Below are 24,602 nucleotides of genomic sequence, written 5' to 3'. Positions count from 1 at the left end.
TCAGATGCAAAGGCCACACAACTCGTAGTGTACCAATAGCTAAATAATTAAAACTAAAAATATTAATATAAGGAAAATAAAAATGGCTAAGGGGCAATCTCTTCAAGACCCATTCCTGAATGCGCTTCGTCGTGAACGCATTCCTGTTTCGATTTATCTTGTAAACGGAATCAAACTACAAGGTCAAATCGAGTCTTTCGATCAATTTGTGATCTTATTGAAAAATACCGTTAACCAAATGGTCTATAAGCATGCGATTTCGACCGTTGTACCTGCACGTGCGGTGAGTCACCACACGGGCGAGCGTCCAGCGAATGATCGCCAACAAGAGAAATCTGAAGATTAATACTCTATCTCGTACAGTAAACATCATAAATAGGAGTTGGTAGCTTGTTTGACCGTTATGAATCGGGGGAGCAGGCTGTTCTTGTTCATATCAACTTCACGCAAGAAGGTGAGTGGGAAGATCTCAACGAGTTTGAGATGCTGGTGTCTTCAGCTGGCGTTAACAACCTGCAGGTTGTGACAGGTAGTCGTCAGTCTCCTCACCCGAAATACTATGTTGGCGAAGGAAAGGCTCAGGAAATTGCACAGGTTGTACAATTAACTGGTGCTGATGTGGTTATTTTTAATCATGCACTTTCTCCAGCCCAAGAGCGTAATTTAGAAGGTTTGTGTAAATGTCGAGTATTGGATCGAACGGGTTTGATTCTGGACATTTTTGCTCAACGTGCGCGAACCCATGAGGGTAAGTTGCAAGTCGAGCTCGCGCAGTTGCGTCACATATCTACACGATTGATTCGCGGTTGGACGCACCTTGAAAGACAAAAAGGTGGTATTGGCTTACGTGGTCCCGGTGAGACTCAACTTGAGACTGACCGACGATTATTACGTGACCGAATCAAAACGATTTTACGTCGTTTAGAAAAAGTTGCGAAACAGCGTGAACAAGGCAGACGAGCCAGAAACCGAGCAGAGATCCCGACGATTTCTTTGGTGGGTTATACCAACGCAGGAAAGTCGACACTGTTCAACTGTATTACTGAAGCGGGCGTGTACGCGGCGGATCAGCTATTCGCAACGTTGGATCCAACACTCAGAAAAATTGAATTGGCTGATGTAGGCACTTCAATTCTAGCTGACACGGTTGGATTTATTCGTCATCTTCCGCACGATTTGGTCGCGGCATTTAAAGCCACACTGCAAGAAACGCAAGAAGCAGACATTTTGTTACATGTTGTTGATGCAAGTGATGACCGTTTTCGTGAGAACATGCAAGCTGTTCATGACGTGCTAGAAGAGATTGATGCTGGTGATGTACCTAGCTCTAGTCGTGATGAATAAAATAGACAATCTAGAAGGCCAACGTCCTCGTATAGAGCGAGATGACGAAGGACTACCGAGAACCGTTTGGGTTTCTGCCATGGAAGGGCAAGGAATTGAACTGTTGTTCGAAGCGCTGACTGAGCGTTTAGTGAGCCAAATGGTTCAGTATCAATTGAGAATTCCGCCACAGTATCAAGGCCGCATTCGTAGTACATTTTTTGATATGAAATGTATTCTGCGGGAAGAATATGATACAGATGGTAACTTGTTGATTGATATTCGGATGCAACAAATAGATTGGTCTAGACTTGAGAAGAGAGAAGGGGCAGTTTTGAGTGACTTTATCGTTACTTAAAGGACTGCTACAGTATAACGTCATAATAATGATGGAGCTTCCTAATGGCGTGGAATGAGCCTGGTAATAATAATGGAAACAACGGCCGCGATAATGACCCTTGGGGCAATAATAATCGCGATGGCCGCAAGTCCGGCGACCGTAATCAAGGTCCGCCTGACTTAGACGAAGTTTTCAACAAGCTAAGTCAAAAGATTGGTGGTAAGTTTGGCAAGAAAGGTGGCGGTGGCCCATCAATAGGCGGTGGCGGTAGCGCAATCGGCTTTGGTGTTATTGCATTGATTGCCGTTGTCATTTGGTTCGCTTCTGGTTTCTATACCATTGGTGAAGCTGAGCGTGGTGTTGTTCTTCGCCTCGGCAAATACGATCGTATCGTTGATCCAGGTCTTAACTGGCGACCTCGCTTTATCGATGAGTACCAAGCGGTTAACGTACAAGCTATTCGTTCGCTACGTGCATCAGGCACCATGCTGACGAAAGATGAGAACGTTGTCACGGTAGGAATGGATGTACAGTATCGCGTTTCAGATCCTTACAAATATTTGTATGTGGTAACCAATGCGGATGACAGCTTAAGTCAAGCCACTGATTCTGCACTTCGTGCGGTTATCGGTGATGCGTTGATGGATAGCATTCTAACGAGTGGTCGTCAGCTTATTCGACAAAGTACGCAAGAAACGTTGAATAGCATTATCGATAATTACGATATGGGTATTACGCTTGTTGATGTGAACTTCCAATCGGCACGTCCACCGACGCAAGTACAAGATGCGTTCGATGATGCGATTTCTGCTCGTGAGGATGAAGAGCGTTTCATTCGTGAAGCCGAAGCTTACAAGAATGAAATTATTCCGAAAGCAACGGGTCGAGCGGAACGTTTGAAGAAAGAAGCACAAGGTTACTCAGAGCGTATTATTAATTCAGCTCAGGGTCAGGTTGCACAGTTCGAAAAATTGTTGCCTGAATACCAAGCGGCTCCAGAAGTCACACGTAATAGACTGTATCTAGATACAATGGAAGAGGTATATTCCAATACTTCTAAAGTGCTGATTGATTCAGAATCAAGTGGCAACCTATTGTACTTGCCGATTGATAAATTGGCGGGACAAGAGTCTTCAAATAAAGCGCGTAAGCCACAGTCCACATCGGCGTACGATGAGATTCAATTGGACGCAAAGTCAACTGACGCACCAGCAAGTTCGACAACTTCACGCGACTCGAACTCACGTCAAGGGAGATACTAATAATGCGTAAATTAGCAATACCAGTATTAGTGGTTGCGTTGGCATTAATGCTGATGTCTTTGTTTGTCATCCCTGAAGGTGAAAGAGGTATTGTGATCCGTTTCGGTCGAGTACTGAGCGATGACAATAATGTATCTCGTATCTACGAGCCAGGGTTGCACTTCAAAATGCCGTTGTTTGATCGCGTTAAAACACTCGATGCGCGTATTCAAACGATGGACGGCCGTGGTGACCGTTTTGTAACGTCAGAGAAAAAAGACGTAATCATCAATACCTACGTTAAGTGGAAGATTGAAGATTTCCGTCAATACTATCTGGCGACAGGTGGTGGTGACTCGCTGACCGCTCAAGCGTTACTCGAAAGAAAAGTGACAGATGTATTACGTTCTGAAATTGGTTCGCGAGAAATCAAGCAAATCGTTTCAGGTCCACGTAATAAAGATGTACTTCCGGATAGTGCAGACAGCGAAGAAGTGACAACTGAGGCTGCTAAACAGGCGCTTGAGATTGACGGAGAACGTGACAAAATCATGGATAACGTTCTGAGAGATACCCGCGAAAGTGCGATGAAAGATCTCGGCGTTAGAGTGGTTGACTTCCGAATGAAGAAAATTAACTTACCGGATGAAATCAGTGAGTCAATTTATCGTCGTATGAGAGCTGAACGTGAATCAGTTGCTCGTAAACACCGTTCTCAAGGTCGTGAGAAAGCAGAGGTTATTCGTGCTCAAGCAGAGCTTGAAGTAGCGACTGTGCTAGCTGAAGCCGATAAAACAGCGCGTGTAACGCGAGGTGAAGCAGATGCTGAAGCTGCCAAAGTTTATGCAAGTGCTTATAGCAAAGATGCTGAGTTCTACGGCTTTATCCGTTCACTTGAAGCATACCGAACTTCTTTTGCGGACAAGAGCGATATCCTAGTTCTTGATCCTAAGAGTGAATTCTTCCGTTACATGAATGACGCCAACGGTGCGCCAGTTAAGTAACTGAAGCGGTAAAATTTACTACGATAAAAGGCCTGTCTTAGATGGGCCTTTTTCTTATTTGGAGAAAAACATGACCACATCATTTTGGTTAGCGATTGGCTTGGTATTAATTTTTGAAGGGCTTGGGCCATTGTTAGCACCTAAGGGGTGGAGAGCTATGATAGGCCAATTAGTATCCCAGCCTGATCACCAACTGCGGCGTGTAGGCGGTTGCCTAGTTGTTGCTGGTGCAGTGATGGTATTTATGCTGTCTTGAGCTGAGTCTGGAAAACAAATCACAGATTGATTTTATTTATAAAAGACAGATATTTAGAACCGTGTTAGCGATTAATGTCCAAAAAATGACTGCACAAAGTCACATTTCGGTGCTAGAATCCTTTTTTAACTAGCAATCAGATTGGAAAGATGGGAAATAACGTAGTCGTTCTGGGCACCCAATGGGGTGACGAAGGTAAAGGTAAAATCGTAGACCTTTTAACTGAAGATGCAAAATACGTGGTTCGCTATCAAGGCGGTCACAATGCAGGTCACACTTTAGTCATTGACGGTGAAAAAACCGTTCTTCATTTAATTCCATCAGGTATCCTTCGCAATAACGTTAAATGCGTTATTGGTAATGGTGTTGTTCTGTCTCCAGATGCACTATTAAAAGAAATGAAGCCGTTAGAAGAACGTGGTATTCCAGTACGTGAGCGTCTTTTCATCTCTGAAGCTTGTCCTCTAATTCTTCCTTACCATATTGCTATTGACCAAGCGCGTGAAATCGCTCTAGGTAAAAAAGCAATTGGTACGACGGGTCGTGGTATCGGTCCTGCCTACGAAGATAAGGTGGCTCGTCGCGGTCTTCGCGTTGGCGATCTTTTCGATAAAGAAATGTTTGCAGAAAAGCTTAAGAAAGTAATGGAATTCCATAACTTCCAACTAGAGCATTTCTACAAAGTTGAAGCGGTAAGCTACGACGAAGTTCTTGAGCAATGCATGGCTTATGCAGACCTACTCACCTCAATGGTTATTGATGTTACTGACGAACTAGATGCAGCGCGTAAGCGTGGCGACAAGATCATGTTTGAAGGTGCACAAGGTACGCTTCTCGATATCGACCACGGTACTTACCCGTATGTAACATCTTCAAACACAACTGCTGGCGGTGTTGCTGCTGGTTCTGGTTTTGGTCCTCGTCACATCGGTTACATCCTTGGAATTACTAAGGCTTACTGTACTCGTGTTGGTTCAGGTCCATTCCCGACTGAATTGTATGACGGTCTAGACAAGCAAGACCCTGTTGGTAAGCACCTAGGCGATGTTGGTCATGAATTTGGCGCAACAACAGGTCGTTTACGTCGTACTGGTTGGTTTGATGCTGTTGCTATGCGTCGTGCGGTACAAATTAACTCTATCTCTGGTTTCTGCCTAACGAAGCTAGATGTACTAGATGGCCTAGAAGAGCTAAAAATCTGTACTGGTTACAAGATGAAAAATGGCGCTATTCTAGAAGTTTCTCCAATGGCTGCAGAAGCGTTTGAAGAAGCAACGCCAATTTACGAAACGATGCCTGGTTGGTCTGAAACTACCTTTGGTGCGACGTCTATCGAGCAGCTGCCAAAAGCCGCTCTAGATTACATCAAGCGTATTGAAGAGCTAACTGGTGTTTCAGTTGATATCATCTCTACGGGTCCAGATCGTAACGAAACTATCGTTAAGGTTCACCCTTTCGAAGTTTAATTCGAAGACTGAATTGATGAATAGAAACCAGCGCTTACGCTGGTTTTTTTATGTCTACCAGTTTGCCCTAACTGTGATCTTCTGCCATTTTTTTGACATCGTTACGCTTATGCCGTGCTCAAGTGGCAAAATTTTGCCGTTTTTTTGTGGTTTCTATTAAAGTGAACTCGATGTTTGCCGATAAAATGGGAACAGCGGCTTATTGAAGCCGCACGTGGTCTTTGGGATATGAGGAAATGATATAGTGATGAGGCGACACAAAATAACAGCGTTGATTTGTCTGTCGTTACTTGGCACTTTGAAATCGGCTCAAGCTGAAAGCGTCGGTGCACCAGTCCCAATCTATTCTGAAGATCAGCTGATTAAATTGATTAGTGAGAACCGTCACCTTGCGAGAGTGAAAGCGGATAACTGTCAACTTGTTGAAGATATCATGGCGCGCGCCACCCGCATAAACCTGCCTTCTTATGAGTTCCTATATGGCGATATGTTAGCATGGGGTGTTTGTGTTCCTCAGGATGTTGAGCTTGGACTTTACTATATGGAAAATGCCGCTCATCAAGGATTGCCTGTCGCGTTAGAGCAGTTGGGGCGTTATTACTCTCGAGGTACATTTGTCCAAGAGGATAAAGAGCGAGCGATTCCTTATTTTCGTGAAGCGGCATCCATGGGTAATATAGACGCAAGGATTCAACTTGCCGAGTTGTTGCTGCGTGATTATGGTAGCCCAAGAGATTACGAAGACGCCTACCGCTGGCTTTATAACTCAGTGACTCCGGATAATTTGAAGCATAAACGAATCTCGATGCTACGTCGGGGCTTAGAGTCACGCATGCCACAGAATATTATTGCTCGAGCGAAGCGTCGTAGCGATTTTTGGTAAACCCTGCTGTACGTTTTAGCTAGAGAATGATAAACGATTTCTGTAGCTTATCTCCCCAGTCAGTTATAATCGACCTATACCTCCCCTCAAAATAGGTCTGACTATGTCGAATAAGCCTAGCGAAAATCGTGTCGACGATCCCTTTGCCGAAAGAGAATCCCAAAACTACGAAAATCCCGTTCCGAGCAGAGAGTTCATTGTTGATTTCTTAAAAGGTGTCAACGTCCCAATGAACCGTAACGATCTGTTTGAATCGCTAGGACTGTCTGGTGAAGAACAATATGAAGGGTTACGTCGTCGTCTACGTGCAATGGAAAGAGACGGACAGCTCGTCTTTACACGTCGTCAGTGCTATGCCTTGCCAGATAAGTTTGAAATGATTAAGGGTACCGTCATTGGTCACAAAGACGGCCACGGTTGGGTGAGACCTGAAGGTAGCTTAAATAAAGACCAAGACGTGTTGTTACCGCATCATCAGATGCGCACTTTGCTGCATGGTGATTTTGTTCTCGTTCAGCCTACAGGTAAAGACAAGCGAGGGCGCAAAGAAGGTCGATTGGTTCGAGTACTTGAAGCGCGTAAGGACCATATCGTAGGACGCTTTTTCTTGGAGTATGGCTATGCCTATGTCGTTTCCGATGATTCTCGTATTAGCCATGATATTCTGATTCCTAATGAACATCGTAACGGCGCTCGTATGGGTAACGTTGTGGTTATTGAAGTGACCGATCGTGGCGCTAAGTCTCGGAAAATGGCTGGGCAAGTGGTTGAAGTACTTGGTGAAAATATGGCACCAGGTATGGAAACACAAATTGCTATTCGAGCTCATCAGATCCCCCATATTTGGCCTGAAGAGGTCGACAAATATGTCGCACAATTTGGTGAGTCAGTGCCGGAAGAGGCAAAAGAAGGCCGAGTTGATCTTCGTGAGTTACCACTCGTTACGATAGATGGGGAAGATGCTCGAGACTTTGATGATGCGGTGTATTGTGAGCGCAAGAAAAGTGGTGGCTGGCGTTTATGGGTCGCTATCGCAGATGTGAGTTATTATGTACGAACAGACTCTGCGCTAGATAAAGAAGCGATAAAACGCGGCAACTCGGTGTATTTCCCTTCACAGGTTGTCCCAATGTTGCCAGAGGTGCTGTCTAATGGACTTTGTTCGCTAAACCCACAAGTTGATCGCTTGTGTATGGTGTGTGAGATGACCATTTCGGATACTGGTAAGCTATCGGGTTATAAGCACTATGAAGCGGTGATGAACTCCCACGCACGACTGACGTACAATAAGGTGAGTGATATCTTAGAAGGTGATACGGAGCTCAGAGAGCGTTATGACCCAGTCGTCCCTCACCTTGAAGAGCTACATCGCATGTATCAGGTGCTGAAAACTGCCCGAGATCAACGTGGTGCTATTGAATTTGAAACGGTAGAAACTAAGTTTATTTTCAATGCGGAAAGAAAAATTGACCGTATTGAGCCTGTAATTCGCAATGATGCCCATAAGATCATTGAAGAGTGCATGATCTTGGCCAATATTGCGTCTGCTTCATTAGTGGAGAAGGCGAAAGAGGCCGCGTTATATCGAATTCACGAATCTCCAGGGGAAGAACGACTTACGGCTTTCCGAGATTTCCTAGGCGAACTAGGTCTTAATTTGACGGGTGGGCTAGAGCCTTCACCCACAGATTACGCAGACTTAATCAAACAAATCCGTGAACGTCAGGATAAAGAGCTGATCCAGACCATGCTACTACGCTCAATGAAGCAAGCGGTCTATAACGCTGATAATTGTGGCCACTTTGGTTTGGCGCTAAAGCGTTATGCGCACTTTACTTCCCCGATTCGTCGTTATCCTGATTTGTTGCTTCATCGCGCGATTAAGTATCTGATTGCCAAAGAAGCAGGGCGTAATCAAGATCGTTGGACGCCGACAGGCGGCTATCATTATTCGTTTGATGATATGGATTACTACGGTGAGCAGTGTTCAATGACTGAGCGTCGTGCCGATGACGCCACCCGAGATGTATCGGATTGGCTCAAATGCGAATATATGCAGGACCATGTCGGAGAAGAGTTAGATGGTGTTATCGCCAATGTAACGGGCTTCGGTTTCTTTGTTCGCCTGACAGAATTGCATATTGATGGATTGGTTCATATTTCCAATTTAGCTAACGATTACTATCAATTTGATGCAGTAGGGCAGCGATTAATTGGTGAAAGTTTCGGTGCGATTTATCGACTAGGTGATGCGGTTAAAGTGAAAGTTTTAGCGGTAAATTTAAACGATAAGCAAATCGACTTTGAATTAGTCGGTACCGATCGTAAAGTACGTGGTAAAGGAAAAACGGCGAAGAAGCGCGTTGCGGAAGCGCAAAGCAAAGCCAAAGCGAAGAAGCAAGGTGTCGCGAAAAGTAGACGTTCTGGCAAAGCAACGCCACTAGTTGAGCCAACGAAGCGCCCGGACGGCAAAGAACAGAAGTCGCCCGCTAAGGGTTCCAAAGCAAAACCTGGGAAAGCTCGAAGTAAAAAACCTCGAGCGAAAACCGTAGCGGCGCGAAAAAGAAATAATATTTCAAGGTTAAAACCATGAGTAATGAATTTATTTACGGCATTCATGCTGTAAAAGCAGTATTAGAGAAAGACCCTGCACGCTTTATCGAAGCTTTTGTTCTAAAAGGCCGTCAAGACGATCGCTTGCTACCTTTGCTAAATGAACTAGGCCAAATTGGCTGCTCGATTCAGCAAATGGGGCGGAAAGTACTTGATGACAAAGCAAGTGGTGCGAACCACCAAGGTATCATTGCGAAGGTGAAACCCGCTAAGCAGTTAAATGAAAACGACTTAGATACCATCTTAGCCAGTCATGACCAGCCATTATTTTTAATTTTGGATGGCGTAACAGACCCCCATAATTTGGGTGCTTGTTTACGTAATGCGGATGCAGCAGGTGTTGCGGCGGTGATCGTGCCAAAAGATAAATCTGCGCCATTAACGGCAACAGTAAGCAAAGTAGCTTGTGGGGCGGCGGAAACCGTACCGTTGGTACGAGTCACCAACCTTGCAAGAACAATGCGCGCACTGCAAGAACACGGTGTGTGGATCGCGGGTACGGCTGGAGAGGCGACGCACGATGTCTATCAAGCTAAACTAACAGGTCCTCTAGCCATCGTTATGGGCGCGGAAGGGGATGGAATGAGACGACTCACACGTGAAACGTGCGACGATCTTATTAAGATCCCGATGGCTGGCTCTGTATCGAGCTTGAACGTATCGGTGGCATCTGGCATCTGTCTGTTCGAAGCGGTGAGACAGCGTTCACTTACGAAGTAAGCGACCGTTATAAAAATAAAAGGTCAGCGTATGCTGACCTTTTTAGTAATGCGGAGGAGGGGTTTCTTCCGATGGATCAGCAAGATTCGGCGAATCCATATTCTTCACTTTACCAACGACATATTTCATTTGGTCTTGCATCTTACTGATCAACAGCTGCTGTTGAGTCAGCGCATCATTGAGCTCTTCAATCGTTTGTTCTTGAAATGCAATTTTGCACTCCATATCGTTGATTCTTTCTTCTAGTATTTCGTAACGCTCTTTAGTCATTTGATCACTCGTTAAGGGACCACGCCTGCACGACACCAGCAGAGGAGGCGGAGAGTACCTGTTGGTTATCTTTGAAGGCTGCATCATACACTACCCCTCTTGGAGGGCGCACATCTTTTAGCATCTCTACATCATAGCTATTAATTTTTTCTCCAGAATCCGTGTCCCAAACAATTAAGCGTGATGACGGTGAACCTGTCGCTAGTCGCTGCCCGTCATCAGAAAATCGTGCTGCTGAAAAAATCAGTTGTCGTGACCAACTGCTTAGTTGACTTTTTTGTGTGCCCGTCTTTAAGTTCCAAATAATGGCGTTGTTTCCGGTGTCAGCGGTGAGTGCGTAAAGACCATCACGTTGCAATTCCACCGTCCCTACACGCTGTTCATGGGGGAAGTGATGCAGAACCTGCCCTGATTCAGTGCTCCAAAAATAAGCATTATGATCGTTTCCGCCCGTGAGGGCATATTTTGCATTTGGAGATAAGGCCACAGAATTCACTTTTTCTACGTGAGCAAGGAACTCTAATCGTCTTCCGGTGACTAAATCGATGAAAATTGCTTTACCATTACTTAATCCAAGTAACACTTCTTCGCCATTGTTACCAATGGCGATGTCTTGGATTAAACCATCAGCAATAGACCACAACCCGGTTGATTGAGACCAAGCGAGGTCCCAAATAGCAAAGTTGGTTTGAGTTGCGGTGACGGCAAAGCGCCCATTGTCAGAAAAGCGAATGAGTGAAATGATGTTTTCGTCAGGATCTTGGATGCCAAGTTTAGCAAGTAGCTGATTATCTTGAAGATCCCAAAGCTGCAAATGTTGTTGTTTAGTATACAAGAGCGCAAATCGCGCATCTCGGCTAAGCGCCAGGCTAGTTGAACCTTCTAACGTAAGATCCCAACGTTTCTCTGCTTTATTGGAGAAAAAGCAGCCATTTAACAGACTGATGACAATTAAGTACACTACAGAATGAGATATTATTCGCATCATTACCGATATTCCACATTGAGTCTTGAGCCTAAGCGAGTATATTTATAGTTCTTGTAAGATTTAAATAGTGACTAGATTTAAATAGTTACGCATAGCGTCTCGAAAAACAAGGCGAATTGCTTCGACTAGCTGCTAAATCTATAGCGTGTCCATAAATTGGAGAAAAGAATGAAATCGATATTTAAAGTGTCGCTACTTGCAGCGACAGTAATGTTGGCAGTAGGTTGTCAAAAAGAAGAGCCGAAAGCAGAGCCAGCAGCACAAGAGCAAGTGCAAGCAGAAACAGGCAAAGCGGTTCACTTTAAAACGGAAGATGACAAAGCTGCGTATGCAATTGGTGTTTCTTTCGCAACTTACCTAAGCACTAGCATTGAAAAGCCAGCAGAATTTGGTATTGAGCTTAAGAAAGAATTGGTACTTAAAGGTATCGAAGAATCATTTGCTGGCAAAGAAACACTGTCAGAAGATGAAATCCGAGCAGCATTGGAAGGTCTAGATAAGCGCGTTGCAGAAACGATGCAGCAACAGGCTGTAGAAAAAGCAGCGGCTGCACAAAAAGCTGGTGATGACTTCCGTGCTGAATTTGAGAAGCAAGAAGGCGTAACAAAAACTGAGTCGGGTCTTCTTTATCAGGTAGAAACAGCGGCAACAGGCGATCAACCGAAAGAGACGGATACCGTTGAAGTACACTACAAAGGTACGTTGATTGACGGTACTCAATTTGACAGCTCTTATGAGCGTGGCCAGCCTGCAACGTTCCCTCTAAACCGCGTTATTCCAGGTTGGACGGAAGGTGTGCAACTGATGCAAGTCGGTTCAAAGTACAAGTTTGTTATTCCACCTGAGCTTGCGTATGGCGAACAAGACACACCGACTATTCCAGCAAACTCGACACTTGTGTTCGAAGTGGAATTATTGAAAATTGATGGCGAGAGCGCTGAAGCTGCTCAATAATTGGCCATGAAAAGTATATTAAGGCTCACATTGGTGAGCCTTTTTTTCTTTTTAATTTCCCTAAGGGCAAAAAGACTGCACTTTTTTTGCCCTAAATCACTTGTTGAAGACTTACTTAGGTGAGTACTTCAAATTATCTGATAAACTTACATCAATTTTTTTAGTATCGAAGGTCAAAGCACTGTGACTGACATGGTTAACGCCGATATGCTGCTTGAAATGGAATCCGTCGATGTGGCGCCATTCACTGAGCATGACAAAATTATTCTTAAATCTTACGAAGCGGTGGTTGATGGACTGGCAAGTCTCATCGGCCCTTTTTGTGAAATTGTTTTGCACTCGTTGGAAGACTTGAATACCTCAGCGATTAAAATTGCTAATGGGGAAAATACAGGGCGCCAAGTAGGCTCACCAATCACTGATCTTGCGCTGAAAATGCTAAAAGACATCGAGGGTTCAGAACGAAACTTCTCACGGTCGTACTTTACTCGAGCAAAGGGCGGTGTTTTCATGAAATCCATCACCATTGCTATTCGTAATGGTGATAACCGTGTTATTGGTTTGCTGTGTATTAACGTTAACCTTGATGCACCATTTTCTCAGGTTTTACAGTCATTTATGCCAACGCAAGAAGCAAAGGACGCGGCTTCATCGGTTAACTTTGCCAGCGATGTCGAAGAGTTGGTCGACCAGACGGTAGAGCGCACGATCGAAGATATTAATGCCGATAAGTCGGTTTCGAATAATACCAAGAACCGCCAAATTGTTATGGAGCTCTACGATAAAGGCATCTTTGATATTAAAGATGCCATCAACCGCGTAGCAGACCGTCTTAATATCTCGAAACACACGGTTTACCTGTATATTCGTCAGCGCAAAACTGAGGACGAATAATCGTGACCAGCTTAACCTACACGTTGGTAGTGAATGGCTCGGTATATGGAGAGCAGTCCGCTCGCAGCGCTTACCTATTTGCGTTAGCACTGCTTGAGAAAGGTCATCGACTTACTAGCGTGTTTTTTTATCAAGATGGGGTGCATAACGCGTCTAGATTAACCGTACCCGCGAATGATGAATTTGATTTAGTTTCTGCATGGCAAGTTTTAGCTCAAAAGTACCAGGTCCGTCTAGAGACTTGTGTTGCCGCTTCATTGAGACGGGGTGTGGTTGGTAGCCAAGAGGCGACACAGCATCAGCTTGATGGAGACAACCTTGCTGATGGTTTTGAGTTAGCAGGATTAGGGAGTCTAGCGGAAGCCATGCTGACGCAAGATAGAGTGGTACAATTTTGACTATATTAGGTTTTGTATTTACCTCTATGCCCCACGCTAGTGCTCGGGGTAGGGAAGGTTTAGATGCGCTGCTCGCAGCTTCTGCCTATTGTGATGACATCAAGGTGTTTTTCGTTGCTGACGGTGTGAATCAACTGCGTAGTAAGCAAGATCCAAAACAAGTGCTATCAAGGGACTATATCAGTGCATTTAAGTTGTTAGATCTCTATGATATCGAGCAAGTTTACGTGTGCCAACAAAGTGTGACCCGTTTCGGAATAAGCCGTGAGGATCTGATCACCGATTGCCATGTCGTCATGCCCGACGTTATCTCAGCCGAATTGGCATCGTGTAACAAAATACTGACTTACTGAGGCCATTTATGCTGCATATTATTAAGAATGAAGTGGGCTTTAGGCGAGCGCAAGAATACGCATCCTCTCAAGATGCGACGATATTGCTCCAAGATGCGACTTATTTAGCCACTTTGCTTACTCAGGCTCCCAACCATGCCATCTTTGTTTTACGTGAAGATTTACAAGCAAGAGGGCTGGAGGAGAACTCGGTGAAAGTAGTGCAAGTTACCGATTTTAAAGGTTTTGTTTCTCTAACTGAACAGCATGAGACAAGTATTACTTGGGACTAATGTGCTTTTTTTGCTTGTTTTGATGAAAATTTTTACACCCGCCACATAAAAAAGATCTGTATATTTCTTGACACACATCCCACTGCTGCATAGAATTTTGCGTCCCTAATTGCCATTGGCGGTTAGGGCTAGATTTTTCACAAAGCTTACTTTCAAGTAAATCAGGAGCTAGTTAATGGCAACTATTAACCAGTTGGTACGCAAGCCTCGTGCAAAGCAAGTTGTTAAAAGCAACGTGCCTGCACTAGAAGCGTGCCCACAAAAACGTGGTGTTTGTACTCGTGTTTACACTACTACACCTAAAAAACCTAACTCAGCACTTCGTAAAGTATGTCGTGTTCGTCTAACGAACGGCTTCGAAGTGACTTCGTACATCGGCGGTGAAGGTCACAACCTTCAAGAGCACAGTGTTGTACTAATCCGTGGCGGTCGTGTAAAAGACCTTCCGGGTGTTCGTTACCACACTGTTCGCGGCGCACTTGACTGTGCTGGCGTAAACGACCGTAAGAAAGGTCGTTCTAAGTACGGTGTGAAGCGTCCTAAGTCTTAATGTTTCTTTCTGTAAAGAAAGGCGTTAAGTAAGGCCAAACACTAAATTTTCATTTTTTAATTTTTGAAGAAACTGAAAAGTTTTGGATAACCTGAAGAAGACAACGGAGAATATCCATGCCACGTCGTCGCGTAATTGGTCAGCGTAAGATCCTTCCAGATCCTAAGTTCAAATCTGAATTGCTGGCAAAGTTCGTTAACATCCTTATGGTTGACGGAAAAAAATCTACTGCAGAGAAAATTGTTTACACTGCACTAGAAACTATGGCTGAGAAATCTGGTAAAGATCACTTAGCTGTATTTGAAGAAGCTCTTGAAAATGTTCGTCCATCGGTAGAAGTTAAATCTCGCCGTGTGGGTGGTTCAACTTACCAAGTACCTGTAGAAGTTCGTCCGGTTCGCCGTAACGCTCTTGCTATGCGTTGGGTAGTTGAAGCTGCGCGTAAGCGTGGTGAAAAATCTATGGCTCAACGTCTTGCTGCAGAAATGCTAGATGCGTCTGAGAACAAAGGTACTGCGGTTAAGAAACGTGAAGACGTTCACCGCATGGCTGATGCTAACAAAGCATTCGCTCATTACCGCTGGTAATACCTTTACAGTGCTGCGAGTCTCCCTCGCAGCGCTTTTCTTTACTCTAAGGTTAACCTTAGTAAGAGGATACAATCGTGGCTCGTAAAACTCCTATTGAGCGCTATCGTAATATCGGTATCGTGGCTCACGTAGATGCAGGTAAAACAACCACAAGTGAGCGTATTCTGTTCTACACTGGCCTATCTCACAAAATCGGCGAAGTGCACGATGGTGCTGCTACCATGGACTGGATGGAGCAGGAGCAAGAGCGTGGTATTACTATCACATCTGCTGCTACGACTACCTTCTGGCGTGGTATGGAAGCACAATTCCAAGATCATCGCGTTAATATCATTGATACCCCAGGACACGTTGACTTTACTATCGAAGTAGAGCGTTCTTTGCGTGTGCTTGATGGTGCCGTAGTTGTATTCTGTGGATCGTCAGGTGTTGAACCGCAATCTGAAACTGTATGGCGTCAAGCCGATAAATACGGTGTTCCTCGTATGGTATTCGTCAATAAGATGGACCGTGCCGGGGCAGACTTCCTACGCGTTGTGGACCAAATTAAAAATCGTCTTGGTGCAAATCCGGTTCCTATCCAACTTAACATTGGTGCAGAAGAAGATTTTAAAGGTGTTATCGACCTTATCAAGATGAAAGCTATTAACTGGAATGAAGCCGATCAAGGCATGACGTTCTCATACGAGGACATTCCGGCTGATATGCTAGAAGAAGCGGAAGAGTGGCGTAACAACTTAGTTGAAGCTGCTGCTGAAGCAAATGAAGAACTCATGGACAAATATCTTGAGGAAGGCGAACTCACAGAAGCCGAAATCAAGTTTGGTCTACGTACTCGTACACTAAATAATGAAATTGTACTCGCCACTTGTGGTAGTGCATTTAAGAACAAAGGTGTGCAAGCGGTACTAGATGCAGTTGTTGAGTATCTTCCTTCTCCGATTGATGTACCTAGCAATTAAAGGCCTTGATGAAGAAGAGAATGAAGTTGAACGTCATGCAGACGACAACGAACCATTCGCGGCATTAGCCTTTAAAATTGCCACTGACCCATTCGTGGGTACTCTGACGTTTATGCGTGTTTATTCTGGTGTTGTGAACTCCGGTGATGCGGTCTATAACGCAGTGAAACAGAAACGTGAACGCTTCGGACGAATCGTTCAAATGCACTCGAATAAACGCGAAGAAGTGAAAGAAATTCGTGCGGGTGACATTGCAGCTGCAATCGGTCTTAAAGACGTAACGACGGGTGATACCTTGTGTGATCAAAACCATAAAGTGGTTCTTGAACGCATGGAGTTCCCTGATCCGGTTATTCAGATTGCTGTAGAGCCTCGCTCTCAAGCTGACCAAGAAAAAATGGGTATTGCGCTGGGTAAACTCGCAGCGGAAGATCCATCGTTCCGTGTGGAAACCGATGACGAAACAGGCCAAACGCTTATTTCAGGTATGGGTGAGCTTCACCTAGACATTATCGTTGACCGTATGAAACGTGAATTCAGTGTTGATTGTAACGTGGGTAAACCTCAAGTTGCTTACCGCGAAACTATTCGTGGCAACACAGAAGTTGAAGGCAAATTCATTCGCCAATCTGGTGGTCGTGGTCAATATGGTCACGTATGGCTTAAGCTCGAACCGTCAGAACTTGGAGAAGGGTTTGTATTCGTAGACGAAATCGTTGGTGGTGTAGTTCCGAAGGAATTCATCAGTTCGGTATCGAAAGGTATCGAAGAACAAATGAACAACGGTGTATTAGCTGGATATCCTATGCTGGATGTTAAAGCGACACTGTTCGATGGTTCGTACCACGATGTCGACTCAAGCGAGATGGCGTTTAAGATCGCTCTACTCGATGGCCTTCAGGAAGGGTGCGCTTGATGCGCAGCCAGTCCTTCTTGAGCCTATGATGAAAGTTGAAGTAACGACTCCAGAAGACTGGATGGGTGATGTTGTAGGCGATATTAACCGTCGTCGCGGCATGATCGAAGGTATGGATGATGGCCACGCTGGTCTTAAAATTGTCCGTGCTCAAGTCCCACTTTCTGTGATGTTTGGCTACGCAACTGATCTACGTTCTGCAACACAAGGCCGAGCATCATATTCGATGGAATTTAGTGAATACGCTGAAGTTCCGAAGAATGTAGCAGACGCTATTATTGCACAGCGTAGCTAATCAGCTATTGTTTAATAACGAATCTATTGCGTTGACGAAAATTGACGCATAAAATAGCAATTTCTGGCGCGCCTCGAATTTAATTCGTTCTCGAGGCGAATCATAACTAGGAAGGAACACGATCGTGTCTAAAGAAAAATTTGAACGTACGAAACCGCACGTAAACGTTGGTACAATCGGCCACGTTGACCACGGTAAAACAACTCTAACTGCAGCTATCTGTACTACTCTTGCTAAAGTTTACGGCGGTGTAGCTAAAGACTTCGCATCTATCGATAACGCTCCAGAAGAGCGTGAGCGCGGTATCACAATCGCTACTTCTCACGTAGAGTACGACACTCCAGCGCGTCACTACGCACACGTTGACTGCCCAGGACACGCGGATTATGTTAAAAACATGATCACTGGTGCTGCACAAATGGATGGTGGTATCCTTGTTGTTGCTGCAACAGATGGCCCTATGCCTCAAACTCGTGAGCACATCCTACTAGGCCGTCAGGTTGGTATCCCTTACATCATCGTATTCATGAACAAATGTGACATGGTTGATGACGAAGAGCTACTAGAACTAGTAGAAATGGAAGTTCGTGAACTTCTTTCTGAGTACGAATTCCCAGGTGATGACCTACCAGTTATCCAAGGTTCTGCACTTGGCGCTCTAAACGGCGAGAAGCAGTGGGAAGACAAGATCGTTGAGCTTGCAGAAGCACTAGATTCTTACATCCCAGAACCAGAGCGTGCTGTTGACCAACCGTTCCTACTACCTATTGAAGATGTATTCTCAATCCAAGGTCGTGGTACTGTTGTTACTGGTCGTATCGAGCGCGGTATCCTACGCGTAGGTGACGAAGTAGAAATCGTTGGTATCAAAGATACTACAACGACTACTTGTACTGGTGTTGAAATGTTCCGTAAACTGCTTGACGAAGGTCGTGCTGGTGAGAACGTTGGTGCACTTCTACGTGGTACTAAGCGTGATGACGTTGAACGTGGCCAAGTACTTGCTGCTAAAGGTTCTATCAACCCACACACTAAGTTCGAGTCTGAAGTATACGTACTTTCTAAAGACGAAGGCGGCCGTCATACTCCGTTCTTCAAAGGCTACCGTCCACAGTTCTACTTCCGTACAACTGACGTAACTGGTGATATCTCTCTACCAGAAGGCGTAGAAATGGTAATGCCTGGCGACAACATCCAAATGGTTGTTGAGCTAATCGCTCCAATCGCAATGGACGAAGGTCTACGTTTCGCTATCCGTGAAGGTGGCCGTACAGTAGGCGCTGGTGTTGTTGCTAAGATCTTTGCTTAATTTTTAGCAAAATCTTGCGAATACCGCACTAAAAAAGGGGAGCTTAGGCTCCTCTTTTTATTAACTCATTTTTATGAACCCTTACTTAGGGTCGTATTATGTCGTCCTATCTTATTGAATAGAAAGCTGATCTCATTCACCGTTCTGGCTCACTCCCTTAGTTTTTTTTTTGTTGAACCACAGCAGAATAGTTACGTGTTGATTAATTTCCCTTCACCTATTGCAACTCCAAACTTGTTCTGTATAATAGCGCGCTCTGGCCTAGCCAGTTGTGAACCAATGAGCACTGAGGAGTAAACGCCTACTCACGTAGATGTTTAGTAACGTAGACTCAGCTTATGTTCGCAGTTAATACAATTAACCCTTATGTTTTAGCGTTTACACACTAAAACAGATTTAGGTTAATCGAAAATTAGCTGACAATGCATTCAATTAGAGTGCTACGGTTTCACATAAATCAATCGACATTCTCTCGCCTTAGCGAGTATGAGTGGCGATATTGTTTGTGTAATAATTAATTTTGGAGCTCTGTCTCATGCAGAACCAACGTATTCGTATCCGCCTAAAGGCTTTTGATTACAAGCTAATCGATCAGTCTACTGCGGAAATCGTTGAAACAGCTAAGCGTACCTACGCACAGGTTCGTGGTCCTATTCCACTTCCTACTCGTAAAGAGCGTTTCACTGTTCTTACCTCTCCACACGTCAACAAAGATGCACGTGATCAGTACGAAATTCGTACTCACAAGCGTTTGATCGACATCGTTGAGCCAACAGATAAAACTGTTGATGCTCTAATGCGTCTTGATCTTGCTGCTGGCGTTGATGTTCAAATCAGCCTAGGTTAAGGGAGATAAGAATAATGATTGGTCTAGTCGGACGTAAAGTGGGTATGACCCGCGTATTTACCGAAGAAGGCGTTTCTATCCCTGTAACAGTTGTTGAGGTTGAAGCGAACCGTGTAACTCAAGTTAAATCACTTGAGACTGACGGTTATGCAGCAATCCAAATCACTGCAGGTGAGAAGAAAGCTAGCCGTGTTTCTAAGCCAGAAGCTGGCCACTTTGCGAAAGCAGGTGTTGAAGCAGGTCGCGGTCTTTGGGAATTCCGTTTGGAAAACGGCGAAGAGTTTGAACTTGGCGCTGAGCTAAATGTAGAACTATTCAACGACGTTAAAAAAGTAGACGTTACTGGTACATCTAAAGGTAAAGGCTTCCAAGGCGCTGTTAAGCGTTGGAACTTCTCTACTCAAGATATGACTCACGGTAACTCCTTGTCTCACCGTGCACCGGGTTCAATTGGTCAATGCCAAACTCCAGGTCGCGTATTTAAAGGCAAGAAAATGGCAGGTCACATGGGTGCTGAGCGTGTAACGACTCAAAACCTAGAGATCGTACGTGTTGACGCTGAGCGCGGTTTGCTCCTTATTAAAGGTGCAGTACCAGGCTCAACAGGCGGCAACGTGATCGTTAAACCAGCTATTAAAGCATAACGTCTAGGAGTAAGTAATGGAATTGATGGTTAAAGGTGCTGATGCACTAACTGTTTCCGAGACTACTTTCGGACGTGACTTCAACGAAGCTCTTGTACACCAAGTAGTTGTTGCTTATGCAGCAGGTGCTCGTCAAGGTACTCGTGCTCAAAAGACTCGTTCTGAAGTATCTGGCGGTGGCGCTAAGCCATGGCGTCAAAAAGGTACTGGCCGCGCGCGTGCTGGTACAATTCGTAGCCCAATCTGGCGTACAGGTGGTGTTACTTTTGCTGCGAAACCACAAGATCACAGCCAAAAAGTAAACAAAAAAATGTACCGCGGTGCTATGAAAAGCATTCTTTCTGAGCTTGTTCGTCAAGAGCGTCTAGTTGTTGTAGACAACTTCTCAGTTGAAGCACCAAAAACAAAAGAGCTAATTGCTAAGCTTAATGAACTTGAGCTTTCGGACGTTCTTATTGTGACTAGCGAAGTAGATGAGAATCTATTCTTAGCTGCTCGTAACCTTTACAAAGTTGATGCTCGTGACGTTGCTGCGATTGATCCAGTAAGTCTAATCGGCTTCAACAAGGTTCTAATGACTGCTGACGCAGTTAAGCAAGTTGAGGAGATGCTAGCATGATCACTGAAGAGCGTATCCTAAAAGTTCTACGTGCTCCGCACATTTCTGAGAAAGCAACTATGGCTGCAGAGAAAGCGAACACTATCGTTTTCAAAGTAGCAAAAGATGCAACGAAGAAAGAGATCAAAGCAGCTGTTGAAAAGCTATTTGAAGTTGAAGTTAAGTCTGTAAATACTCTTATTCTTAAGGGTAAGACTAAACGCCAAGGTCTACGCCAAGGTCGCCGCAGCGACGTTAAGAAAGCGTATGTTACTTTGGCTGAAGGTCAAGACCTTGACTTTGTTGGCGGCGCGGAATAACAGGAGTAGTTAAGAATGGCTATTGTTAAATGTAAGCCGACTTCCCCTGGTCGTCGTCACGTTGTTAAAGTTGTTAACACTGACCTGCACAAGGGTAAGCCATACGCACCACTTCTAGAGAAAAACTCTAAGAACGGTGGTCGTAACAACAACGGTCGTATCACAGTACGTCACATCGGTGGTGGTCACAAACATCACTACCGTTTGATTGACTTCAAACGTACTAAAGATGGCATCCCAGCGAAAGTTGAGCGCCTAGAATACGATCCAAACCGTAGCGCAAACATTGCTCTAGTTCTGTACGCAGACGGTGAGCGCCGCTACATTATCGCACCAAAGGGCATCCAAGCGGGTGACTCTATCCAGTCAGGTGTTGATGCGCCAATCAAAGCAGGTAACACTCTGCCGATGCGTAACATCCCTGTAGGTTCTACAGTTCACTGTGTTGAGCTGAAGCCTGGTAAAGGTGCACAAATTGCTCGTTCTGCAGGTGCATACGCACAACTTATCGCTCGCGATGGTGCATATGTAACTCTACGCCTACGTTCAGGTGAAATGCGCAAAGTATTATCAGAAGGCCGTGCTACGCTCGGTGAAGTTGGTAATGCAGAGCACATGCTACGTGAACTAGGTAAAGCTGGTGCTAGCCGCTGGCGCGGTGTTCGTCCAACCGTTCGCGGTGTGGTAATGAACCCGGTAGACCACCCACACGGTGGTGGTGAAGGTCGTACTTCTGGTGGCCGTCATCCAGTATCTCCTTGGGGTCAGCCTACTAAAGGCTTTAAGACTCGTAAGAACAAGCGCACTGACAAGTACATCGTACGTCGTCGTAATAAATAATCTATAAAGAGGAATCGCCATGCCACGTTCTCTCAAGAAAGGTCCTTTTATTGACCTACACTTGCTGAAGAAGGTAGAGAAAGCGGTGGAAAGCGGAGACAAAAAGCCTGTTAAGACTTGGTCCCGTCGCTCAATGATCATACCTACTATGATCGGTTTGACCATCGCTGTCCATAATGGTCGTCAGCACGTACCAGTTTTCGTTACCGAAGAAATGATCGGTCACAAACTGGGTGAATTTGCACCAACTCGCACTTATCGCGGCCATGCTGCAGATAAGAAAGCTAAGAAGAAATAGGAGTAGATGATGGAAGCTATCGCTAAACATAACTTTGCTCGTATTTCTCCACAGAAAGCTCGCTTAGTTGCAGACCAAATCCGCGGTAAAAACGTGGATCAAGCGCTAGAACTACTTACTTTCAGCAACAAAAAAGCTGCTGAATTGATCAAGAAAGTTCTAGAATCAGCAATCGCGAATGCGGAACATAACGAAGGTGCAGATATCGACGATCTTAATGTCGCTAAAATCTTCGTAGATGAAGGCCCTATCATGAAGCGTATTATGCCTCGTGCTAAAGGCCGTGCCGACCGTATCTTGAAGCGTTCAAGCCACATCACTGTTGTTGTAGCAGATCGCTAAAAGCTAGGAGATAAGCAATGGGTCAGAAAGTACATCCAAATGGTATTCGTCTTGGCATCGTTAAGCCTTGGAATGCTACATGGTTTGCTAATACCAAAGATTTCGCTGACAACCTAGACGGCGACTTCAAGGTACGTCAGTTTCTTACTAAGGAACTAGCAAAAGCGTCTCTATCACGCATCGTTATCGAGCGTCCAGCGAAGAGCATCCGTGTGACTATTCACACTGCTCGTCCTGGTGTTGTTATCGGTAAGAAAGGTGAAGACGTTGAGAAGCTACGCACAGCTGTAGCTAAAATCGCAGGTGTACCAGCGCAAATTAACATCGCTGAAGTACGTAAGCCTGAGCTAGACGGCAAGTTAGTTGCTGATAGCATCGCCTCTCAACTAGAGCGTCGTGTTATGTTCCGTCGTGCTATGAAGCGCGCGGTTCAAAATGCTATGCGTCTAGGCGCTAAAGGTATCAAAGTGGAAGTAAGCGGTCGTCTAGGCGGCGCTGAAATTGCACGTTCTGAGTGGTATCGTGAAGGTCGTGTACCTCTACATACTCTACGTGCTGACATTGATTACGCAACTTCTTCGGCTCACACCCAATACGGTGTGATCGGCATTAAAGTTTGGATCTTCAAAGGTGAGATTCTAGGCGGAATGCCAGCTGCTAACGCAGTAGAGCCAAAAGGCGATAAGCCTAAGAAGCAGCGTAAAGGCCGTAAGTAAGGAGTCGACAGATGCTACAACCTAAACGTACTAAGTTCCGTAAGGTTCAGACTGGTCGTAACCGTGGTCTAGCTAAAGGTACTGATGTAAGCTTCGGCGAATTCGGTCTTAAAGCTGTTGGCCGTGGTCGTTTGACTGCTCGTCAAATCGAAGCGGCACGTCGTGCAATGACACGTCACGTGAAGCGTCAAGGTCAAATCTGGATCCGTGTGTTCCCAGATAAGCCAATCACAGAAAAGCCACTTGAAGTTCGTCAGGGTAAGGGTAAAGGTAACGTTGAGTACTGGGTAGCCCAAATCCAACCTGGAAAGGTTATGTACGAAATGGACGGTGTACCTGAAGAGTTGGCACGTGAAGCGTTCCGCCTAGCGGCTCGCAAACTGCCGTTCAAAACTACATTTGTAACTAAGCAGGTGATGTGATGAAAGCACAAGATCTACGCGAAAAAAGCGTTGAAGAGCTTAACGCCGAGCTATTGAATTTGCTACGTGAACAGTTTAACTTGCGCATGCAAGGTGCAACTGGTCAACTTCAGCAAACTCATACTCTTAAAGCTGTACGCCGTGATATCGCACGTGTGAAAACTGTTTTGACTGAGAAGGCAGGCGCATAATGAGCGACAAAATTCGTACCCAACTAGGTCGTGTAATTAGCAACAAGGCTGATAAGTCTATTGTTGTTGCAATCGAACGCATGGTTAAACACCCAATTTACGGTAAATTCGTAAAGCGTACGACTAAACTACACGCACATGACGAAAACAACGAGTGTGGCATTGGCGACACTGTTGAAGTTCGTGAATGTCGTCCACTGTCTAAGATGAAGTCTTGGACATTGGTAAACATCGTAGAAAAAGCGAAATCTTAATTAAGAATTTTGCTTAAAAATCAAGCGGCTCCGATTTAATTTGGGGGCCGCTTATTTTTTGTCTACCCAATCTCAAAAAAGGGTGGTATAGTTCGCATCCCTTTAAAGAGGCAGCCCGACCCGAGAGGGTCTAGTTTTTAATATTTAGCGGAGCACTAACATGATCCAAATGCAAAGTACACTCGACGCTGCGGATAATTCCGGCGCTCGTAGAGTAATGTGTATTAAGGTTCTGGGTGGCTCTCACCGCCGTTATGCACACATCGGTGATGTCATCAAGGTTACTGTGAAAGAAGCAATTCCTCGCGGTAAAGTAAAAAAAGGTGATGTCCTGAAGGCGGTGGTAGTTCGCACCCGTAAAGGCGTACGTCGTCCAGATGGCTCTGTCATTCGCTTCGACCGCAACGCTTGTGTATTGTTGAACGACACTACTGAGCAACCAGTCGGCACACGTATCTTTGGTCCAGTGACTCGTGAACTTCGTAATGCGAAATTCATGAAGATTGTTTCACTAGCACCAGAAGTTCTGTAAG

At 45.0% G+C, this 24,602-nt stretch carries 30 protein-coding genes and 2 pseudogenes; 30 read left to right on the top strand and 2 right to left on the bottom strand.

Annotation, left to right across the window (positions count from 1 at the left end; translation table 11 throughout):
* The first annotated feature begins 82 nt into the window (after nucleotides 1-82).
* The 9 genes and pseudogenes from hfq (at nucleotide 83) to rlmB (ending at nucleotide 9,846) form a co-directional block, all read left to right on the top strand.
* Nucleotides 83-346, top strand: coding sequence for an RNA chaperone Hfq (gene hfq, locus AC0L66_RS16525; protein ID WP_250618659.1), 264 nt, complete (start codon nucleotides 83-85; stop codon nucleotides 344-346).
* Nucleotides 347-390: 44 nt separating this feature from the next.
* Nucleotides 391-1,681, top strand: a pseudogene (hflX, locus tag AC0L66_RS16520) (ribosome rescue GTPase HflX).
* 44 nt (nucleotides 1,682-1,725) lie between these two features.
* On the top strand, nucleotides 1,726-2,925 hold the full coding sequence (gene hflK, locus AC0L66_RS16515) for an FtsH protease activity modulator HflK (protein WP_265674891.1): 1,200 nt from the start codon (nucleotides 1,726-1,728) through the stop codon (nucleotides 2,923-2,925).
* A gap of 2 nt (nucleotides 2,926-2,927) precedes the next feature.
* A complete protein-coding gene (gene hflC, locus AC0L66_RS16510; protein ID WP_265674892.1) occupies nucleotides 2,928-3,908 on the top strand; it encodes a protease modulator HflC in 981 nt (326 codons plus the stop codon).
* Nucleotides 3,909-3,978: 70 nt separating this feature from the next.
* Nucleotides 3,979-4,164 (top strand): DUF2065 domain-containing protein, encoded by a 186-nt coding sequence (locus AC0L66_RS16505; RefSeq protein WP_265674893.1) that lies wholly within the window; start codon nucleotides 3,979-3,981, stop codon nucleotides 4,162-4,164.
* A gap of 149 nt (nucleotides 4,165-4,313) precedes the next feature.
* The gene (locus AC0L66_RS16500) at nucleotides 4,314-5,630 is read left to right on the top strand and encodes an adenylosuccinate synthase (protein ID WP_265674894.1); all 1,317 of its coding nucleotides are present in this window, start codon (nucleotides 4,314-4,316) and stop codon (nucleotides 5,628-5,630) included.
* Nucleotides 5,631-5,877: 247 nt separating this feature from the next.
* The gene (motX, locus tag AC0L66_RS16495; protein ID WP_265674906.1) at nucleotides 5,878-6,513 is read left to right on the top strand and encodes a flagellar protein MotX; all 636 of its coding nucleotides are present in this window, start codon (nucleotides 5,878-5,880) and stop codon (nucleotides 6,511-6,513) included.
* 103 nt (nucleotides 6,514-6,616) lie between these two features.
* Nucleotides 6,617-9,106, top strand: a complete 2,490-nt coding sequence (gene rnr, locus AC0L66_RS16490) for a ribonuclease R (RefSeq protein WP_473567952.1) — start codon at nucleotides 6,617-6,619, stop codon at nucleotides 9,104-9,106.
* Nucleotides 9,103-9,846, top strand: coding sequence for a 23S rRNA (guanosine(2251)-2'-O)-methyltransferase RlmB (gene rlmB, locus AC0L66_RS16485; RefSeq protein ID WP_265674896.1), 744 nt, complete (start codon nucleotides 9,103-9,105; stop codon nucleotides 9,844-9,846). The genes rnr and rlmB overlap by 4 nt, the downstream gene beginning before the upstream one ends.
* A 42-nt stretch (nucleotides 9,847-9,888) precedes the next feature.
* On the opposite strand, the gene AC0L66_RS16480 is transcribed toward rlmB, so the two are convergent.
* Nucleotides 9,889-10,116 (bottom strand): SlyX family protein, encoded by a 228-nt coding sequence (locus AC0L66_RS16480; protein WP_265674897.1) that lies wholly within the window; start codon nucleotides 10,114-10,116, stop codon nucleotides 9,889-9,891.
* A gap of 4 nt (nucleotides 10,117-10,120) precedes the next feature.
* Complete coding sequence (locus tag AC0L66_RS16475; protein ID WP_473567949.1) at nucleotides 10,121-11,104, bottom strand: WD40 repeat domain-containing protein; 984 nt, start codon at nucleotides 11,102-11,104, stop codon at nucleotides 10,121-10,123.
* 168 nt (nucleotides 11,105-11,272) lie between these two features.
* Here AC0L66_RS16475 and fkpA point away from each other — a divergent pair, with 168 nt between their 5' ends.
* The 21 genes and pseudogenes from fkpA to rplN all read left to right on the top strand — a co-directional run bounded on the left by fkpA (nucleotide 11,273) and on the right by rplN (nucleotide 24,601).
* Entirely contained in the window at nucleotides 11,273-12,058 is a 786-nt protein-coding gene (gene fkpA, locus AC0L66_RS16470) for an FKBP-type peptidyl-prolyl cis-trans isomerase (RefSeq protein WP_265674899.1), read from the top strand.
* A 192-nt stretch (nucleotides 12,059-12,250) separates the two neighbouring features.
* Nucleotides 12,251-12,952, top strand: coding sequence for a helix-turn-helix transcriptional regulator (locus tag AC0L66_RS16465; RefSeq protein WP_250618761.1), 702 nt, complete (start codon nucleotides 12,251-12,253; stop codon nucleotides 12,950-12,952).
* 2 nt (nucleotides 12,953-12,954) lie between these two features.
* A complete protein-coding gene (tusD, locus tag AC0L66_RS16460) occupies nucleotides 12,955-13,350 on the top strand; it encodes a sulfurtransferase complex subunit TusD (RefSeq protein ID WP_265677958.1) in 396 nt (131 codons plus the stop codon).
* On the top strand, nucleotides 13,347-13,703 hold the full coding sequence (gene tusC, locus AC0L66_RS16455) for a sulfurtransferase complex subunit TusC (RefSeq protein ID WP_473567947.1): 357 nt from the start codon (nucleotides 13,347-13,349) through the stop codon (nucleotides 13,701-13,703). Before tusD ends, tusC begins: the two co-directional genes overlap by 4 nt.
* Before the next feature lie 8 nt (nucleotides 13,704-13,711).
* On the top strand, nucleotides 13,712-13,975 hold the full coding sequence (tusB, locus tag AC0L66_RS16450) for a sulfurtransferase complex subunit TusB (protein ID WP_265677955.1): 264 nt from the start codon (nucleotides 13,712-13,714) through the stop codon (nucleotides 13,973-13,975).
* Nucleotides 13,976-14,150: 175 nt separating this feature from the next.
* Nucleotides 14,151-14,525, top strand: coding sequence for a 30S ribosomal protein S12 (gene rpsL, locus AC0L66_RS16445; protein ID WP_005417208.1), 375 nt, complete (start codon nucleotides 14,151-14,153; stop codon nucleotides 14,523-14,525).
* A 116-nt stretch (nucleotides 14,526-14,641) separates the two neighbouring features.
* A complete protein-coding gene (gene rpsG / locus AC0L66_RS16440) occupies nucleotides 14,642-15,112 on the top strand; it encodes a 30S ribosomal protein S7 (RefSeq protein WP_102471084.1) in 471 nt (156 codons plus the stop codon).
* 77 nt (nucleotides 15,113-15,189) lie between these two features.
* Nucleotides 15,190-17,288: pseudogene (fusA, locus tag AC0L66_RS16435) on the top strand (elongation factor G).
* 124 nt (nucleotides 17,289-17,412) lie between these two features.
* Nucleotides 17,413-18,597 (top strand): elongation factor Tu, encoded by a 1,185-nt coding sequence (gene tuf / locus AC0L66_RS16430; RefSeq protein WP_473567945.1) that lies wholly within the window; start codon nucleotides 17,413-17,415, stop codon nucleotides 18,595-18,597.
* Between the two features lie 535 nt (nucleotides 18,598-19,132).
* On the top strand, nucleotides 19,133-19,444 hold the full coding sequence (gene rpsJ / locus AC0L66_RS16425) for a 30S ribosomal protein S10 (protein WP_473567943.1): 312 nt from the start codon (nucleotides 19,133-19,135) through the stop codon (nucleotides 19,442-19,444).
* A 14-nt stretch (nucleotides 19,445-19,458) separates the two neighbouring features.
* A complete protein-coding gene (rplC, locus tag AC0L66_RS16420; protein WP_265677357.1) occupies nucleotides 19,459-20,088 on the top strand; it encodes a 50S ribosomal protein L3 in 630 nt (209 codons plus the stop codon).
* Between the two features lie 16 nt (nucleotides 20,089-20,104).
* Nucleotides 20,105-20,707, top strand: coding sequence for a 50S ribosomal protein L4 (rplD, locus tag AC0L66_RS16415; protein ID WP_265677358.1), 603 nt, complete (start codon nucleotides 20,105-20,107; stop codon nucleotides 20,705-20,707).
* Nucleotides 20,704-21,006 carry a 50S ribosomal protein L23 gene (rplW, locus tag AC0L66_RS16410; protein WP_031495626.1) on the top strand — a complete coding sequence of 101 codons (303 nt, stop codon included), beginning with the start codon at nucleotides 20,704-20,706 and terminating at the stop codon, nucleotides 21,004-21,006. Before rplD ends, rplW begins: the two co-directional genes overlap by 4 nt.
* A gap of 15 nt (nucleotides 21,007-21,021) precedes the next feature.
* Nucleotides 21,022-21,846 carry a 50S ribosomal protein L2 gene (rplB, locus tag AC0L66_RS16405; RefSeq protein WP_102471341.1) on the top strand — a complete coding sequence of 275 codons (825 nt, stop codon included), beginning with the start codon at nucleotides 21,022-21,024 and terminating at the stop codon, nucleotides 21,844-21,846.
* A 19-nt stretch (nucleotides 21,847-21,865) separates the two neighbouring features.
* Entirely contained in the window at nucleotides 21,866-22,144 is a 279-nt protein-coding gene (gene rpsS / locus AC0L66_RS16400; protein WP_102471340.1) for a 30S ribosomal protein S19, read from the top strand.
* 9 nt (nucleotides 22,145-22,153) lie between these two features.
* A complete protein-coding gene (gene rplV, locus AC0L66_RS16395; protein ID WP_102471339.1) occupies nucleotides 22,154-22,486 on the top strand; it encodes a 50S ribosomal protein L22 in 333 nt (110 codons plus the stop codon).
* Nucleotides 22,487-22,503: 17 nt separating this feature from the next.
* Complete coding sequence (gene rpsC / locus AC0L66_RS16390) at nucleotides 22,504-23,202, top strand: 30S ribosomal protein S3 (protein ID WP_265677359.1); 699 nt, start codon at nucleotides 22,504-22,506, stop codon at nucleotides 23,200-23,202.
* A gap of 11 nt (nucleotides 23,203-23,213) precedes the next feature.
* Nucleotides 23,214-23,624, top strand: a complete 411-nt coding sequence (rplP, locus tag AC0L66_RS16385) for a 50S ribosomal protein L16 (RefSeq protein ID WP_265677360.1) — start codon at nucleotides 23,214-23,216, stop codon at nucleotides 23,622-23,624.
* A complete protein-coding gene (gene rpmC, locus AC0L66_RS16380; protein WP_102471336.1) occupies nucleotides 23,624-23,815 on the top strand; it encodes a 50S ribosomal protein L29 in 192 nt (63 codons plus the stop codon). The genes rplP and rpmC overlap by 1 nt, the downstream gene beginning before the upstream one ends.
* Nucleotides 23,815-24,069, top strand: a complete 255-nt coding sequence (gene rpsQ, locus AC0L66_RS16375; RefSeq protein ID WP_265677362.1) for a 30S ribosomal protein S17 — start codon at nucleotides 23,815-23,817, stop codon at nucleotides 24,067-24,069. The genes rpmC and rpsQ overlap by 1 nt, the downstream gene beginning before the upstream one ends.
* A 160-nt stretch (nucleotides 24,070-24,229) precedes the next feature.
* The gene (gene rplN, locus AC0L66_RS16370) at nucleotides 24,230-24,601 is read left to right on the top strand and encodes a 50S ribosomal protein L14 (protein WP_017036074.1); all 372 of its coding nucleotides are present in this window, start codon (nucleotides 24,230-24,232) and stop codon (nucleotides 24,599-24,601) included.
* The last annotated feature ends 1 nt before the right edge of the window (nucleotide 24,602 follow it).

This window comes from Vibrio sp. GJ43-1 (genome assembly GCF_055808835.1).
This window is presented reverse-complemented; position numbering and strand designations above follow the sequence as displayed.

What these genes read in the sequence shown, in the direction of transcription:
- rpmC (WP_102471336.1), top strand. Translation starts at nt 23,624, where the DNA reads ATGAAAGCACAAGATCTACGCGAAAAAAGCGTTGAAGAGCTTAACGCC.
- AC0L66_RS16505 (WP_265674893.1), top strand. Translation starts at nt 3,979, where the DNA reads ATGACCACATCATTTTGGTTAGCGATTGGCTTGGTATTAATTTTTGAA.
- rplN (WP_017036074.1), top strand. Translation starts at nt 24,230, where the DNA reads ATGATCCAAATGCAAAGTACACTCGACGCTGCGGATAATTCCGGCGCT.
- AC0L66_RS16465 (WP_250618761.1), top strand. Translation starts at nt 12,251, where the DNA reads ATGGTTAACGCCGATATGCTGCTTGAAATGGAATCCGTCGATGTGGCG.
- rpsJ (WP_473567943.1), top strand. Translation starts at nt 19,133, where the DNA reads ATGCAGAACCAACGTATTCGTATCCGCCTAAAGGCTTTTGATTACAAG.
- rpsQ (WP_265677362.1), top strand. Translation starts at nt 23,815, where the DNA reads ATGAGCGACAAAATTCGTACCCAACTAGGTCGTGTAATTAGCAACAAG.
- hfq (WP_250618659.1), top strand. Translation starts at nt 83, where the DNA reads ATGGCTAAGGGGCAATCTCTTCAAGACCCATTCCTGAATGCGCTTCGT.
- fkpA (WP_265674899.1), top strand. Translation starts at nt 11,273, where the DNA reads ATGAAATCGATATTTAAAGTGTCGCTACTTGCAGCGACAGTAATGTTG.
- AC0L66_RS16500 (WP_265674894.1), top strand. Translation starts at nt 4,314, where the DNA reads ATGGGAAATAACGTAGTCGTTCTGGGCACCCAATGGGGTGACGAAGGT.
- rplV (WP_102471339.1), top strand. Translation starts at nt 22,154, where the DNA reads ATGGAAGCTATCGCTAAACATAACTTTGCTCGTATTTCTCCACAGAAA.
- rplD (WP_265677358.1), top strand. Translation starts at nt 20,105, where the DNA reads ATGGAATTGATGGTTAAAGGTGCTGATGCACTAACTGTTTCCGAGACT.
- motX (WP_265674906.1), top strand. Translation starts at nt 5,878, where the DNA reads ATGAGGCGACACAAAATAACAGCGTTGATTTGTCTGTCGTTACTTGGC.
- rplB (WP_102471341.1), top strand. Translation starts at nt 21,022, where the DNA reads ATGGCTATTGTTAAATGTAAGCCGACTTCCCCTGGTCGTCGTCACGTT.
- rpsG (WP_102471084.1), top strand. Translation starts at nt 14,642, where the DNA reads ATGCCACGTCGTCGCGTAATTGGTCAGCGTAAGATCCTTCCAGATCCT.
- rpsS (WP_102471340.1), top strand. Translation starts at nt 21,866, where the DNA reads ATGCCACGTTCTCTCAAGAAAGGTCCTTTTATTGACCTACACTTGCTG.
- rpsL (WP_005417208.1), top strand. Translation starts at nt 14,151, where the DNA reads ATGGCAACTATTAACCAGTTGGTACGCAAGCCTCGTGCAAAGCAAGTT.
- hflK (WP_265674891.1), top strand. Translation starts at nt 1,726, where the DNA reads ATGGCGTGGAATGAGCCTGGTAATAATAATGGAAACAACGGCCGCGAT.
- rplC (WP_265677357.1), top strand. Translation starts at nt 19,459, where the DNA reads ATGATTGGTCTAGTCGGACGTAAAGTGGGTATGACCCGCGTATTTACC.
- hflC (WP_265674892.1), top strand. Translation starts at nt 2,928, where the DNA reads ATGCGTAAATTAGCAATACCAGTATTAGTGGTTGCGTTGGCATTAATG.
- rlmB (WP_265674896.1), top strand. Translation starts at nt 9,103, where the DNA reads ATGAGTAATGAATTTATTTACGGCATTCATGCTGTAAAAGCAGTATTA.
- rnr (WP_473567952.1), top strand. Translation starts at nt 6,617, where the DNA reads ATGTCGAATAAGCCTAGCGAAAATCGTGTCGACGATCCCTTTGCCGAA.
- tusB (WP_265677955.1), top strand. Translation starts at nt 13,712, where the DNA reads ATGCTGCATATTATTAAGAATGAAGTGGGCTTTAGGCGAGCGCAAGAA.
- rpsC (WP_265677359.1), top strand. Translation starts at nt 22,504, where the DNA reads ATGGGTCAGAAAGTACATCCAAATGGTATTCGTCTTGGCATCGTTAAG.
- rplW (WP_031495626.1), top strand. Translation starts at nt 20,704, where the DNA reads ATGATCACTGAAGAGCGTATCCTAAAAGTTCTACGTGCTCCGCACATT.
- rplP (WP_265677360.1), top strand. Translation starts at nt 23,214, where the DNA reads ATGCTACAACCTAAACGTACTAAGTTCCGTAAGGTTCAGACTGGTCGT.
- AC0L66_RS16475 (WP_473567949.1), bottom strand. Translation starts at nt 11,104, where the DNA reads ATGATGCGAATAATATCTCATTCTGTAGTGTACTTAATTGTCATCAGT.
- AC0L66_RS16480 (WP_265674897.1), bottom strand. Translation starts at nt 10,116, where the DNA reads ATGACTAAAGAGCGTTACGAAATACTAGAAGAAAGAATCAACGATATG.